This window comes from Luteolibacter rhizosphaerae (assembly GCF_025950095.1).
In the GTDB taxonomy this organism is placed as follows: domain Bacteria; phylum Verrucomicrobiota; class Verrucomicrobiia; order Verrucomicrobiales; family Akkermansiaceae; genus Haloferula; species Haloferula rhizosphaerae.
Genome location: NZ_JAPDDR010000002.1, coordinates 450,914 through 465,367, shown reverse-complemented (window position 1 = coordinate 465,367; position 14,454 = coordinate 450,914). Strand labels below are relative to the sequence as shown.

Below are 14,454 nucleotides of genomic sequence, written 5' to 3'. Positions count from 1 at the left end.
TGGCCTTCTTGTGCAGCAGCTTGGGAGCAATGATGTTACACCGGGTCGCGACGATGAACCAACTCGGCTTGGTCCTCCATGCGCCTTTGTGAATTTCGCGCTGAAATCAACTTTGATGGGTGCCTCCGAATCCAGCAAGAAGGCGTGATTTGGCTAGGGGGAATGCTTTCAGGTTTGCCTCGCCTCCAAGACGTAGGCCAGCCCATTTGGATTAGCCGCTCCGCTTTTAATCCGTTGGATGTGATTCATCACTTCTCCGGGACGTCTTTAAATACGCTTGCTCCGTCTCGCAGGCGGACCAGGGGCTCTTCCGAATTGTCGGTAGCATTTCCTTCTTTGATGTAGGCCTTTGTCTCGGGATACCGCAATTGAATGTTCATGGCGCAAGCCACCATCTTGTTTCCTGCGATGGTGCCGCCATTGGCTTTATTAAGATAAATCGCTGCATCGCTGGTGCTCTGGAAGATATTGTTCCGAATGGAACCGCCGCGGTGCTCTAGCGTCTGGTCGCCATCCCTGAAGTAGGCGGCTCCCGTTCCTCCGCCCCCGAAGGATGCTCCGATGAAGCAGTTCTCGAATCGATTGTTCTCGATTACCGTGTCGATCGAATTTCCCTTAGTGAAGACTCCGTAGGCCGCCCCGCCCGACTTTTGCACGTTTAGAAAGCGGCTTCCGCGAACCGTCCAACCTGCAACGGCCACCCCGTCAATTCCCTCCACGACACTGCGAGTCCCGCCACTAGGACGTGTGAAGCCGATATCGCAGCCTTCTACAAGGAGGCGGTCAGGGTAAGTTTTCGCTGATGGATCGCTGGTTCCCTTCACTCCTGATTCGCCATGATCCCGCATGACAACATTCCTAAGAATGCAATCTGTCGATGAGCCGTTCAATTTGAAACCATGATAGAAGGAGTTTCGCGTTGTAAGATCACGGAAAGTCCATTTCGGCGAATCGGTCAGCTCAAATACCACTTGAACCGCCTCATTGTCCTGCCCCAGGCCCTCGACCACAACGTCTCCGGACTTGGCGGAAGCACCCCGGACGGTAACGGGGCCGGGACGACCTGCGATGAGGATTCTCGACTTTTCGGAAATCGTGTAAACCCCTTTTGCCAGGATGATCTCATCACCAGGCGCGGCGTTCTGGCATGCTTCCTCCAAGCCTTTTACTCCCGTCACCCTTCGTTCTGCTCCAGAGAGTGAGCCGAGTGAGATGACGACAATCGAGCAGGCTATCGTGAAATTCGCGAGCTTCATTACTGCTCCTAAGCTCATCGAACGGGTGCAGAGCTGTCCATCTCCATCTTCTCAGTAAGACACCAATGTGCGACCTCCCCCAGGTAGCACCCACAAAAACTGTTGTGGGCCTTGCAAGGCAAGCACATGGTGCTTCACACCACGCTTACTCGAAACTGCACATCCTTCGTCCCCTCCAAAGAGCCTGGCTGGCGGCATCGCAGTCGCCGTTAGAATATGGGAACAAAGAAGGCTAGGGTAAGCCTCTGCTCCCTGCCTCCGCGCAAGGGAACCTTTAACGCCGAGCGCGGCGTAACGACCGTCAATCAGCACACCGTTTCGCTCGCGACGATCGCCTCAAGTTCGGCGTGAATCCCAGAGTGGCGGGATTTGATGAAGCGGTTGATCTTCTCGTTCTCCATCAATCTCACGACGTAACGACGAAAGACAGTAAGCAGCAGCATCTTTTTCGCGAATACATCCTCGCATGCCTTGTACTCCTTGCCGAGGGACTCCATCTCCATTTCCATTTTCGCCATGTCCTCCGGCTTGATTTTCCGTCCCGCCTTCGGACGGGGTGACGCAAGCTTGCTTTTGGGAGTTCCGATTAGAAGCGCCTCGACGTAGATCTTCGTGTAGTTGTTGGCCGCGACCATCAGCTCCACCATTTCGATCTGCCGCGATGGAACCGCCTGACGAAGCAATTTCAACGCATGAGGGCTCATCTGCTTGTCCTTCAACATTTCGACCACCTCGGAGCAGAGTCCCTTCGTCACGTTGATCCGGGCTCTCATCTGCCTCACGTCCTCGTTGAATGCCTCCGCGATGCGTTCGATCGAAACGCCGCTTTCCAGCACCTTGAGGATCATCCGTCGTTCTTGGATTGGGGCCAAACGGTTGACCTTGGCGTTGTAAATGTAGCTTTCATCGTCCAGTGCCACGATACAATCAACCTCCTTCATCCCCAGTTCCTTGCAGGCCAGCAACCGGAGATGGCCGTCCGTCAGCACGTAATTCCCGGATCCGCCCTTCTCGGGATACACCATGAGCGGCTCAATGAGACCGGCGACCCGGATCGTGGACACGATTTCCTTGTAGCGCCTGATCTTCTTCTGGGGATCAGTGATCACCCGAATTGGCAGAATCCGGTCCAGAGGCACCTTAATCCTGGACAGCTCGAACGAAATCAGTGGTTTCATGGCATGACTTCTTCAGGTTTCGCCCATCATTTCGGAAAGCTCCTGCGGCACGGTCTCGACCTTCTCGGCGCGGAGTAGCGTCACGAAATCCTCGTCGGCAAACAGCCTCCGCATCGCTTCGACCGTGAAAACCATCCGTGATTCGCAAACCTTGGTTTTCTTGATCAGGAGCTTCTGTCGCTGGCCCTCCTTCTTGAGAGTGTTTACGAGTCCTTCCGCGCTGGTGCACCGCGGCCCTTTGACCGTAGTCCCGAGTTCCCTGCCAAATACGTCCCTCTGAAGGACCACCCGGCGAATGGTTCGTATAGCGGCTTGGTTGAGGTTCTCCTTTTGATAGGCCTCAAGGAACTCGCGTTGTTGGTCCGGGTTTTCGACTCTCGCGATCTCAATCGCCACCGACAACGGGACATTGCCCTTCATCACTTCGTAGATGAGACGGCCCTCTCCGGCCTTTCCTAGCTTTAGCAACTGCCCTACCGCAGTGTCGGAGATATCGAGCTTCTTTCCGATCGCGACGTTGGAGTAACCGAGTTTTTTGAGCCTGCTGATCTCGTCGGCAAGTTCCACGGGAGACGCATTCCGACGTGCCATGTTCTCGATCAGACTCATTAGCATTCCCTCTTCCCGGGAGACTTCCACGACGATCGCGGGAATCTCGGTAAATCCGAGGGCCTGGAAAGCTTCCATCCGTCCCTGTCCGCATACGAGATCGAAACCCGAGGGCTCCCCTGGGGCAACCACGCGAGGGGAGACTTGTATCGGCTTCTTCAGACCGACGTTTCGAATGCTCTCCACCACCTTGGCGAATTTTCGCTTGTCGCGTACACGCGGGTTGGCGACGCGGATCTCCGCTATCTCCACGAGTTCGATTTTCTGGCTCATTGCAGGTCTTGGATTCGGGTTCTTCGGGCCATCCGGAAAAAGAAGCCGAGATCGTCGAACTGGTAACCGTCCAGTTCCACTCCGTTGGCTTCGGCCATCCGCAAACGATCCCAGGTCATGTCCAGCGACGGCAGGAGATAGTAATCGCGGATCTCCCGATTCCCCGGTTGCAGGCGGACCGCAATCGTCAGATCCGGGCGCAATCCCGTGTCAAAGCGGATCGCCCAACGGGAAGATCCACGCTGGGTAGTCGTGTGCCGGCAGATGACGACGGAGACCAGGAACTCGCCGTTGACCAGCATCAGCTCGGTCTGGGGCTCAGTCTCGACCCAAGATCCGATCTCGCGCAGCTGCTTCTCGACGGACGCGACAATCTCCGGGTGCATCCGCCGGATCATCCGATTCTCCTCGATGAAGCTGTAGTCGGTAGCCGGGGTGTAACCGATCAGCGAATAGGCGCTCACCAGACTCCCGAAGCGATGACGGAAAGCGGCGCTTGAGGGTAGATCGTCACGTTCATCAATGAGGATTCCAGACAGTCGGCCGTGGAGTTCCAGAAGCTCCTTGAGCTTGGCCAGCATCTCGTCATTGGAGAATCTCTTGCTCCGTTCTAACACGATTCCTTGCGCCTTCTGAAACAGCTCGGGAAACACAATCGGCGGCCAGGCACCTTCCGCCCGGATCCAATCCGCCTTCTCGTTCTTCACATGCTTCCGCTTCAGCTTGAAAGAAGTCCGGTGGTAAACGTTGTTACCGATGTATTTCTCGTTGGTCAGGACCTGGTGGACGGTACCGAGCGTCCACGCGCGCCCGAAGTCGGTCTTTACACCGCGGGCGTTGAGAATAGCGGCGATCTCGGCTTCCGTCCGACCCTCCTCCACGAACGCCATGAACATCCACCGGACATCGGCTACTTCGTGATCGGGACCCGGCACCAAGATGACCCTGTCAGTCTGGATTGACTTGTGCTCTCCAAGCGCCAGCTCGCCCTTCTGGTTTCCTGATTGGTCGACGAGCATGCGCCTCAGCCCATAGCCCGCCGTTCCGCCCTGCTTGTAGCCAAGCCGGATCAACCGGCACGCTCCCTGGAAAACTTTAGCCGATAGCTCGCGGCTGTATTCCCCAGCCATGGCCCGCTTCACGCCCTTTACGATCGTCGAAATGGGACTGCCATCGTTCTCGAACTGCTCGGCGCAATAGTGGACTTCGATCCCTGCCTGGCGACAAATGAACTCGTAGTAGGCGCTTTCGTCGGCGTCCTGGAATCTACCCCAGCGGCTCACGTCGTAGACGAGGATACAATCAAACCTGGCTGCTCCTGACCGGACGTCATCGATCATTCGCGCCAAGGCGTCACGTCCCGCGATGTTGAGACCGCTTTTCCCCTCGTCGGAGTATTCCTCCACAATCTCCATGCTGCGCAGACACGCAAACTCCCGAATCACGTCCATCTGGTTACTCGTGGAGTACTGCTGATGTTCAGTGGACATGCGGACATAAACGGCAGCTCGCCGGTTCCGGGTGCCGGTCGTTGAGGGGTCTGCCGCCCTATTCATGGCTTCATATCAAGTAGGTGGATCAGTTCCTGAAGAAAATAGAAGATTTGTGTGGTCATGCCCGGGACGGCTCGACGGAAGTCCGCATTGATGGCAGCGGTAGCGGCCCAAAAGCGTAATTCCGCAGGATCCTAGAATCCTGCCGGTCGCGTGTTCGATGGGACCGAACCTGTCCTCAATCACATGCCAGCCAGCCTTCGCAGATAGACCTCCAAGTTGGAGCCCAAAGGTTTTGCCGACCGGGGCGGCAAGCTGCGGAAACCACCATTCGTATTTCTTCCGGCAGCTCGACAAGAGCGGCTGCCATCGGAGGTCGCACGCGTCTATGCCCTCCCCGCGAAGAAACCTCGCAACCGACTCACCGCGCACAAACCGGTAGGTGAGGCAGAAACCGGGGAGCAGGCTGGTGGTCAGCAAGCAGTCTCGGCACCGGAGACGACGGATGAGCAATAGCAACGGTGCTCCGTCCGACTTCCCGGACACATATCGTGCGTAGTATCCGTGGAACCTCAGGCGGCGACTGCTTCCGCAGTTGGGGCAAACGGGAGGAGAAGCCATCCGCCGTTCCGCTGAGGAGGAGTGGTATTCTTCCGGATCTCCGCTGAACGGCACCAGAACCTGCATGAACCCGAGTGATTTCGAATCAAGGTATTGCAGTTCCTATCCCCCAAGTCGAGTTACCAGAGAAGGAAGCACGTCCTCCGTTTAGTAGGGCCCTCCTTCTTCCCTCGCCGGGCCGGACGATTATCGGAGGGCCTAGCGGGCGGGAGACGCCGGGAGATGGGCTTCGGCTGTCGTAGCACGTGCACCCCGCTACGATCGCTCAGGCCGCAAAGTACGATGTCAGTTCGGCCATCCTGCGAAAATCACACGATGTCAATTCGGCAAACCGAGTCGATGTCAGTGCGGCCCGTAACACCTTGACCTACTGCCCACCGACCGTCTACTCTCTTCCATAAGTTTTATTCACCCTGCATTCGACTGAAGTCAGACATCAACACTATCATCCCCTATTTACCGCATTCCACCACCAAGATCATGTTTAGCACCATTCTTCCAACCATTGTCATGCTAGCGGCCGGACTTATCGCTCTTATTGCGCCCTCAATTAGCTGCGTTCCACTTCGCCGAACTGTTCACCTCCTTGTTATCATCGCGCTATTGGGCTCTACCATCATGTCCTACTATAAAGTAAAATCTCGCGTCCTATTTTTCCAAAACCTAGAAAAAAGACTCGCAGCAGCTGAAACATCGGCTCAAATAAGAGAGAAATCAATTAAAAAGGAAGCCCTCAAAGGTTTCCTTCAAGGCGCGTCAAAGCTGGAGATTAATGACGGCGACATCCTTGGAGAGGACGATTACTCCCTAAAAATAGGGCCTAACCGCGCGCTTAACATCAAGAAAATAATCGAAGACTACAAAACGCTCGATTCGACAACACAAGACTATTGAATGGAGGCGCAACTACCAATAGGAAGTCGTGATCCTGCCGTTTGTGTGGCATGAAATTTCTTAATTATAATAGCACCAATCACAATTCCCCCAATGGCGGCGATGGCCATCGCTAAGAATTTAACTATAGATGGCACTGAGTCAGTCCGAAAGCAAGGACCAACGAAAACGGTCACAATAAGAATCAGAAGCAGAGGCGAAACCGTCTCAAAGCCAGGTGTAAACACAACCATCACTTCCCAAGAAGCTAAGGCAAGACCAAAGAAGATCGCGGATCTGAACAAACTTGCAAACGAATGATGTCCGGATAACATAACAGAGCGCCTCATTCGATAATTTCGTACTCTACCGGAATAGAAGGGGGCGGAGAATACTGAGGTCCGTTAAGAGGACCGTTGCGCTGGGCATTTATAAATCCTTCCTTAATCTCCTCCGCTTGCTTCATAAGTTCGTCCATCGCTTGCTTGAGCGCTTGCTCCAGTGCCTTTTTGTCTTCCGAAAGCCCTAGGTCTCCCGAAAAAAAGCAACTCGCAGAATAGCAGGATTTCCCGGCAAAAACTTTATCCAGCCCAATAAACGCTGCCTCCCCTATTCCGCCTTTGGCGTGATTAAAATAAAAATTGGGATTCGCATCATCGATCGATCCGCCCACGCTTCCAGAAACAGGAATAACGCCCGGACTCACAGTCGCCAGCGCCCCTGTCGCTGTTGATGGGCCTTCCAGCGTATCGTTCATCGATACACCGCCCATAATCCCCCCTGCTGCGCCTGCCCCCCCTCCCAGTCCTGCAGCAACAGCCAAAGTAACGGAAATACATATTCTAAGCGTCGCAGGGAATTGGCAAACTATAGATTTTGAAATAGAGACATCGACTCCTATTCCAAGGGCCACGATCGGAATAAAAAGCTGAGCTCCGAGCGTAGCCCCCCCCTCAACTTGAAGAAGGCCCAAATATTCTCCTTGGTTTACCGCATTATTCCCCACAAACGCGTAAAGATTTAAACCCCCTCTATTTCCGAGAGGATCTCTATTTATCCACCTCCCAAGAAGCGGCACGAAATAGCGGTAGCCGTAGTTGTAGTAGCCAGTCTCGGCATCGCGGAATTGGGCCTTGAAAAGCAGATCCCAAGAATGGGCGCTCTCGGCCCGATCCACGAAGCTCCAAGTCATGAAGCGCACGTCGCCGAAACCGCTGTAGCCGTACCGTTCCACCACCGCGCCACCCGCGTCAGTGATCGCCGTAACGTTGTAGTAGTCGTGGAGCGCATAATTCACTTCCGGACCGCTCGTGGAGGACGACGAGTCGGCGGAAGACGAACTGTCGCTCCCGCTCGATGACGAGGCCGATGCATCGGAGCCCGACGATTTAGATCCACCCGACGATTCCGATGAAGATCCGCTGCTCCCGCTACCCGGCGTGGGAGCAGCCTTGTTCCGCCTCACCAGGTCATCCCTATAGCGGATTCCCCAGTCGTAGAGGCAGGAGGGCATGATCGAGCCTCCCTCCCGTTCCTCCACCGGTCGCCACTGACGGTTGTAGTAGTAGTGAGTCACCTTCCCGGCCACCGTTTTGGTCGTCCGGCGAGCGAGGCCGTCATAGGCGTATTGCGCGATCACCGCGCCGCCGGTCGTACTCACGCGCACCAAGCGGTTCCACGCGTCCCAGCGCAGCACGTTGGCCTGGGACCACGACCCGTCCTCGGGCGGCGGACATTTCGTCATGTTGCCCGCGGCATCGTGCGCCAGCAACGTGTTCGAGCCGTTGATCTGGGTCAGGATGTTCGAGGTATTATGGGTCCGCGTTTGGTCGAGTTTCTGGATCCCGTCCTGCCAGACATCATACCCCTCCCAGTTTCCGATCGGGTCGTAGTCGAAAGCTTCCTGGCGCTTCGGCGTCCCGCCGATCGCGGTGAGGTTGATGTTGAGATCGCCCCGTTCCCTCCTGGTAAGCTGGTAGAGGCCGTCGTAGTGGTAGAACTCGTCTTCTCCCGAAGACGCCACCGGGTTCTCGCGCCAGGTCCGGTTACTGCCCCGATTGTAGCCGTAGAGCACCTGTTCCAAGGTCGTCGATCCCTTGAGCCAACGCATGTTCTGAGTGCGCCCGAAGCGGTCCCAGCCGCCGTAGGGGTCTCCCGCGTCACCGCCGTTGCCGCCGCCGGCGTTGATGTAGGTGAGTTCCACTCCGGGTTGCACATAGCGCGTCCGCACGAAGCGGTCCAGCCCGCAGTAATCGTAGACCGCCAGATCGGCGCTTTCGCCTTCGATTCGGAGGGCTTCGATCCTTCCGAGCAAGTGGTTGTCGCTGAGGATGGCTCCGTATTTGAATTCAAGCTTGGTGCCTCCCGGATACCTCACCCAACGGGGGCTGATGTCGTTCCCCAAGGGAGCTTCGTTGACATTGTATCCATACTCCACCTTGGGACTGGCGGAATTCGCCGACCCGGAATGCGATTGCCGGTCCTCCGTCACTTGTCCGAAGGGATTGTATTTGAACTCGACCTGATTCGATACGGTGGGGGAAGTTCCCACGTAGCTCGTCGCCTTGCGAAGAAACCCCTTCGCCGTGTAGCTCTGTCCGATCCGGCGGATGGCGGTGTCGATGCCACTGCCGGTTGCCGTCACCCTGTCGTCGGTCAGCCGCCCGAACTTGTCATAGGTATACTCGTGGACAGTCTCGTTCGGGTCCTGATAGCGGATGGCCTGACCTAGCCGGTTGTAGCGGTAGGCATAGACACCGGAATCCGGCATCACCTTCTCGCGCAGCAGCCTGTTGCTGGCAACGCCGGAGCCGCCCGGGACCGTCACGCCGTAATTCCACTCGGTTACCTGGTCGCTCGCCCCGTTGACGATGGTAAGGCGCTTGAGCGCGGAACTCGAATGATAGGCAAAAAGCGTGGTCCGGTTGAGGTCATCACCGCTGCCCGTGGCGGCATAGTTCTCGATCAGTTCGATGCGCCGCCCCATCGCGTCGGATTTCCAACGGGTTTCAATTCCCATCGGATCCACCGAGCCGTTGGCATCCCCATCATCCCCGAACTTGCTGAAAGAGACCAACACCGTGTCGGACGGGGTCGGAGCAATCTCGTCCGTAACACGTACCAGATCGGCTCCCCCGTAGGTCCCATAGTCCGCCGTCACACGGTTCCGCCCGATCGCATCGGGCCAGTAGGCGATGTAGGCACGACGTCCCTTCGGCTTGCCGACGGGAGCATTCGGGCCGTAAAGCGCCCCCTCCCCCGAGGTATCGTGGAAGCGCTCGTTGCGGGTGGTGAGGATAAGGTTGCTAGCCTGGTCATACTGCCAAGTCTCCTGCAGGAACACCTTGTCCTTGCTGATGTCATTGGCGGCGGGAGCCCACCCGCCGGAAGGCGGCGTCGGTCCTACCGTCCCCCCTTCGTAGAACCCGTAGCTGTTGCTTGTCACCGACTCCCCGCCGTTTCCGGTGTGCCAGTTGGTTGAAACCAAGGGGAAAACTCCGGGCGCACCAGCCCCTCCCCCGCCGCGATGCTCGCCGTAAGCGTACGATACCTGGGTAACCGACCGTGTATCGTCCGCGCCCGGTTGGGCGGCCTTGTTCTTGATGTAGCCCGGGGCCACCGGCTCGGTCTCCGCCACATACTCGAAGGTCTCGACCAAGCCCTCGCCATCCTTGAGTTCCACGGTCAGGGTGCCGTTGGCATCGGCCGGTTCGCTCACCGATTCCACCGCGGCCGAGGTGGCGATCCGGGTTGTCCGGTAACTGGTGTCGTACTCCCGGTAGCTATACCAGTTGTCACCGGTCGCCACTCCGCCCACGATCTTCTTGAGGATCGTGAGGATCGCCTTGCCGCCCGAATTGCTGTAGACCACGTACTTGTTCCCGTCGGGGCGGGTTTCCGTCGTGCGCGTGGCCCAGATATTGATCTCGTGAAGCCCGGGTTTCACGGCCGAGGAAAGGTATTCGTAGGCGATCGTCTTGCTTCCGCCCCGCACTTTCTCCAGCACGACCCGTCTGTCGCTGTCGTATTCGTAATAGAAGTCGCTATAGGGCAACAACTCCTCGTCGCTGGCCGAGAAGCTCACCCCGGCAGCCTGCATCCTCCGGCAGCCATCCGGACCTACCACCAGCTTGAGACCGTGGGCAAAGCCTTCCGCTTCCGCTCCGGTCCAATAACGGTAAAGCGTCCTGCGGATTTCCACCCATGCACCGCCGATCCGGTCTTCGATTACCGCGTCCTTCAAGTCCCCGGTCGGATGATAGTCGTAGACCACCTGGCGCAGGCTGAGCGAATCGATCATCTGCTCGATCTTCCAGAGCCGCCCGGTCTTCCCCGCACCCGAGGTGTAATAGTCGTAGTTGAAGCTACCGCTTCGCCCCTCTACTGCCCATACCGCCTGCCCGAGCCGCCCGTCGGGATGATAGCCGAGTTCCATGACGTTCCCATAGCGGTTCACCACCGCTTTGAGCTTACCGCGCAGATTCGCATTCTCGGCGTCATAATCGTGATAGAGTTTCTGGCTGCCGTCGGGCTCGAAGACTTGATATTGGTTTTCGGCCGGTTTGGGAATGAACAGCTGCTGGCTGCCGAACATGCTCCTATGCGATGCGGTTGCGGGATTGACCCAAAGCGTCGAGTTCGCGCCTCCCACCACTGCCACCAGATTGTTCGACGGACCTTGCCCGGTGGTCACATAGGACATCTGGCGCGACAGCCAGCGGTAGCCGTTCAGGCCGCTGCCGTCACCGGAGAGCCGGTTCGAGTAGCTGCGGGTTTGCCCCCAGCGGAAGCCGAAGCCTTTCCAATCGAGATCCGCCACCGAATAGAGGAGCTCCCCCGTGGCATAGCGCACGGGATTTGAGGAAACTTCGCTGGAAGATGCCGAATCTGGGCAGGTTTGCTGACCGGTACCCGCGTCATTCTCGGTAAAAGATCCACCCGAATTCTGGTTGCAACAGCAAAGCGAAGCAACCGGATCGGTTCCCGACGAATTGCCGGAACCGCTACTCCAGTTCGAGCCGGAAGACCCTCCCGATCCATCGGAACCGCCGGAGCCATCTGATCCGCCCGAGGAACCCGAGCCGCTCGACCCTTCGGAGCCTCCCGATCCTCCGGACCCACCTGAGCCGCCTGAACCGTCGGAGCCCCCTGAACCTCCGGAGCCACCCGAGCTTCCCGAACCATCGGAACCGCTGGAACCACCTGAACTGCCGGAGCCTCCCGAACCGTCCGATCCTCCGGACCCGTCTGAGTTATTAGATCCCGAACTCGAGCCTTTCGAGCCCGAGGAACCGGAGGACTCGCTGTCTTCGGAGTCGGAAGAAAAGCCGAAGTCCCCGGAGTCGCCTCCCGAGGAGCTGTCATCTCCGCCGCCACCGCCGCTGCCCCCGCTTCCGCCGCTCCCGCTTCCCGAATGTTCGCCTTCGAGGACAACGTATCGGGCGCGGTTCCTTTCGATGCCGTCATAGACATACTTCACCGCCGCGCGGGTGTTGGGTCCCTTCTCCTTGATCACGTTTCCGGAGGCATCGTACCAGGTGTTGCTGATGAGGGGATGTTCCGTGAGATCCCCGGTATCGTCATCCGCCCCATACGTTTCGCGGCGGAAGACCCGGCCTTCTTCGTCGTAGCGGGTCAGCGACCGCCCCAGATAATGTTCGTCTTCAACCGGCCCTTTGTAGCGCAGGACCTCAACCACGCGTCCCAGATTGTCGTAGCCGTAGACGGTGGAAATGTCCTGCGTCCCGTCGTTGGAGCTAACCTCCTTGAGCCTGCCACGATAGTCGTAGCTGCGGTCTTCGATGCGGTCCTGAGCCACGTCATCGTTCACCTTGCGCACGATCTTCGTCAAATACCCGTTCCCTCCGGATTCGCCCCCGTCGTAAATATTCTCGGTGACCAGCACCATGTTGTTGGACGTCGGCGGATCCACCGCCGGATGCGGATCGGTGGCGGTAGCACCCGTGTCGTCGGTGCCGACCCAGGTCGAAACAACCAGACCCCTGGTATCATACACCGTGCGGGTGATCGTGCAGGTCTCGTCCTTCAGACGGACCAACCGGTCCATCTCGTCGTAGCCATACTCGACCAACTCGAAATCCGCGCCCCGTTCCCCCGTCCCCGTCGGCGGTATGTGGTGATAGACACGTCCCTGAATCACTTTTCCCCATTGATCGCTTGTGGTAAACGACCACTTTTTCCATCTCGTCCTCACGGTGAAATCCTCTGTCCCCGACAAGGGACCGTTGTTATCGGCCCGCACCGCCTCCAAGGTCTCGCGCACCACACCGGCCGCTCCGATCACCGTTCGCGTGATGGTTGCGGCACCCACGGTCTTGTAGACGTAGCTTCCTTCGGAACCCGTCGCATAGCCTTTTGCCCGCCGGACCTCGCGGATCTGATCCAAATACACGGTGAACTCCACCTGACGTATTGTCTTCGTCTCATCGTCGCCATTGAGCTGCACCTGATGCTCCGGACCAAACTCCTTCAAAACCCTTCCGAACCGGTCGTTGTGATAATCGGTTATCAGATTGAGCCCTCCATTATCAGGCGTCGTCCAACCGTCGGGCAAGCCGGGAGGAAGATCCAGCGAGGCCGTGTTGACGTCCTCGATCTTCTGAATCAAGGCACCGGTCGCCATGTCGTAGGCGTAATAGGTGATGAAACCCCTGGGCGACTTCACCCAGTTGAGCCTGCCGTAGGGATCATACCTTTCCGACACTTGGTAAGCCTGCCCGGTTCCGTTGTGACCCTGACCCACGATGGGTAAGGTGCGATCCGCCGAGAGAATCTGGTAACTCATGAAAAAGGAAGGGAATCCCTACCAGCCGAACAACTCATCTCCACCGCATCAAGAAGATTCGTTGATCAAATCACGAAAGTTATGCCATTAAGAAAAATCCCAACCCGGATTGGGTGATCCGGAACTCATGCCGCCGACGTACTCCTGACGAGATTCCCGAAGCACTCGACCTTGGAATTCAGCGGATGGGCGAACAAACCGTTTGCAGGATAAGCGCACAGGGCGCCTAGATCGGCTTCCCCGAGTGTCATCACCCTCGTCCCCCAGTTGCCCGCCACCTCCGAAATCGGGATCGCCGGATGGCTGATGGCGGGAAGCTTCCAATAACCGATCGCCTCCTTCGCAATCATCTTCAGCCATGTTTGAAGACTGCCCGGAGAGCCGACGCAGGCATCCAGGCCGACATCCTCCAGCGTGTTGTCCTTCAGATGATTGCCGAAGTGGAGGTAGCGCCGGAGTTCCCCGGTCCCAACCACCTCCAGTTCCGCCGGCTCGACGAACACGAAGGGCAGCCCCATGCCGTAGCCACCGAAATTCCACCAATAGCGGGGGTTGTTCTTGCCCGAGATATTGCTCGTCCCTTCCTCCTGCCCCGCTATCCACCATGCAGGGGCATAGACGTTCCAATCCCCGCGCTCGTGCGCGATCCCCAACTGATGATCGATATGCCAGGGGGCCCGCGCCATGTAGTCGGGCGCGTGCATGACATGCTGTTGGAAAAGCCGGAACGCTTTGTTGCTCAGTGCAAATGCGTGGGTCCGGTTCACATTTATGCCCCTGAACACGAAGGGCGAACCTTCCACCGGTTCGGGATCACGGAGATGTTGCCCGCCCAAGTAAATCTGATCCCAGTCAGCAGGCACTTCGCTCATGAAGCGTTGCAGATGCTCCCCCGATTGGTCGTGGAAGATCACGTCGTCCTCCAACACGAGGTAGTTCCCGAGACCATCCATCGTCGCATCCTGGACGATGCGGAGGTGGGATTGGAGACATCCCCATGCGCCTCCCCCTGCTTTGAAATAGTCGGGCGGCGGGCACATGTCGCCCGAAATGGCCCTTACCCAAGTGATGTCTTCCGGGCTCGCCAGACCAGCGACGGCCAAATGCTTTGTGAGACGGTCTCTCCTCTCCGCCTTATACGGGAGATTGATGACGAAAATCTTCTCGAAGAAATCTGTGAGCTTCATCGGGTGCCGGATGATCACTTGAGCGATAGAGCGACGTTGATGATTTGTCGATGATCCGTTGCGCCTCCGATCTGTTTCATCCCGTTGGAATTGGGACCAACATCAGAACCCTAACTATCACATCATTCGGTTCACGCCATCGCTCGCCGCTTGCCATGA

8 protein-coding genes are annotated in these 14,454 nt (G+C 57.5%); 1 reads left to right on the top strand and 7 read right to left on the bottom strand.

Going from position 1 to position 14,454, the window contains the following annotated elements; translation table 11 throughout:
- Nucleotides 1-248 precede the first annotated feature (248 nt).
- From OJ996_RS04985 to OJ996_RS26510, 5 genes are all read right to left on the bottom strand, one after another.
- On the bottom strand, nucleotides 249-1,256 hold the full coding sequence (locus tag OJ996_RS04985; protein WP_264511818.1) for a right-handed parallel beta-helix repeat-containing protein: 1,008 nt from the start codon (nucleotides 1,254-1,256) through the stop codon (nucleotides 249-251).
- A 305-nt stretch (nucleotides 1,257-1,561) separates the two neighbouring features.
- Nucleotides 1,562-2,434, bottom strand: coding sequence for a plasmid partitioning protein RepB C-terminal domain-containing protein (locus tag OJ996_RS04980; RefSeq protein ID WP_264511816.1), 873 nt, complete (start codon nucleotides 2,432-2,434; stop codon nucleotides 1,562-1,564).
- A 12-nt stretch (nucleotides 2,435-2,446) separates the two neighbouring features.
- Nucleotides 2,447-3,316: a ParB/RepB/Spo0J family partition protein gene (locus OJ996_RS04975; RefSeq protein WP_264511814.1), complete on the bottom strand. Its 870-nt coding sequence runs from the start codon at nucleotides 3,314-3,316 to the stop codon at nucleotides 2,447-2,449.
- A complete protein-coding gene (locus OJ996_RS04970) occupies nucleotides 3,313-4,872 on the bottom strand; it encodes a recombinase family protein (protein ID WP_264511812.1) in 1,560 nt (519 codons plus the stop codon). Before OJ996_RS04970 ends, OJ996_RS04975 begins: the two co-directional genes overlap by 4 nt.
- A 9-nt stretch (nucleotides 4,873-4,881) precedes the next feature.
- Nucleotides 4,882-5,430: a DUF6431 domain-containing protein gene (locus OJ996_RS26510; RefSeq protein ID WP_425605550.1), complete on the bottom strand. Its 549-nt coding sequence runs from the start codon at nucleotides 5,428-5,430 to the stop codon at nucleotides 4,882-4,884.
- A gap of 480 nt (nucleotides 5,431-5,910) precedes the next feature.
- Between OJ996_RS26510 and OJ996_RS04965 the strand changes: the two genes are divergently transcribed.
- On the top strand, nucleotides 5,911-6,324 hold the full coding sequence (locus tag OJ996_RS04965; protein WP_264511810.1) for a hypothetical protein: 414 nt from the start codon (nucleotides 5,911-5,913) through the stop codon (nucleotides 6,322-6,324).
- Nucleotides 6,325-6,649: 325 nt separating this feature from the next.
- Here the strand turns inward: OJ996_RS04965 and OJ996_RS04960 are convergent, their stop codons facing one another.
- The gene (locus OJ996_RS04960; protein ID WP_264511809.1) at nucleotides 6,650-13,108 is read right to left on the bottom strand and encodes an RHS repeat-associated core domain-containing protein; all 6,459 of its coding nucleotides are present in this window, start codon (nucleotides 13,106-13,108) and stop codon (nucleotides 6,650-6,652) included.
- Between the two features lie 125 nt (nucleotides 13,109-13,233).
- Nucleotides 13,234-14,295, bottom strand: coding sequence for a glycosyltransferase family 25 protein (locus OJ996_RS04955; RefSeq protein WP_264511807.1), 1,062 nt, complete (start codon nucleotides 14,293-14,295; stop codon nucleotides 13,234-13,236).
- Between the last annotated feature and the right edge of the window lie 159 nt (nucleotides 14,296-14,454).

Coding starts and splice junctions, on each gene's coding strand:
- OJ996_RS04985 (WP_264511818.1), bottom strand. CDS start 1,256: ATGAAGCTCGCGAATTTCACGATAGCCTGCTCGATTGTCGTCATCTCA.
- OJ996_RS04980 (WP_264511816.1), bottom strand. CDS start 2,434: ATGAAACCACTGATTTCGTTCGAGCTGTCCAGGATTAAGGTGCCTCTG.
- OJ996_RS04975 (WP_264511814.1), bottom strand. CDS start 3,316: ATGAGCCAGAAAATCGAACTCGTGGAGATAGCGGAGATCCGCGTCGCC.
- OJ996_RS04970 (WP_264511812.1), bottom strand. CDS start 4,872: ATGAATAGGGCGGCAGACCCCTCAACGACCGGCACCCGGAACCGGCGA.
- OJ996_RS26510 (WP_425605550.1), bottom strand. CDS start 5,430: ATGGCTTCTCCTCCCGTTTGCCCCAACTGCGGAAGCAGTCGCCGCCTG.
- OJ996_RS04965 (WP_264511810.1), top strand. CDS start 5,911: ATGTTTAGCACCATTCTTCCAACCATTGTCATGCTAGCGGCCGGACTT.
- OJ996_RS04960 (WP_264511809.1), bottom strand. CDS start 13,108: ATGAGTTACCAGATTCTCTCGGCGGATCGCACCTTACCCATCGTGGGT.
- OJ996_RS04955 (WP_264511807.1), bottom strand. CDS start 14,295: ATGAAGCTCACAGATTTCTTCGAGAAGATTTTCGTCATCAATCTCCCG.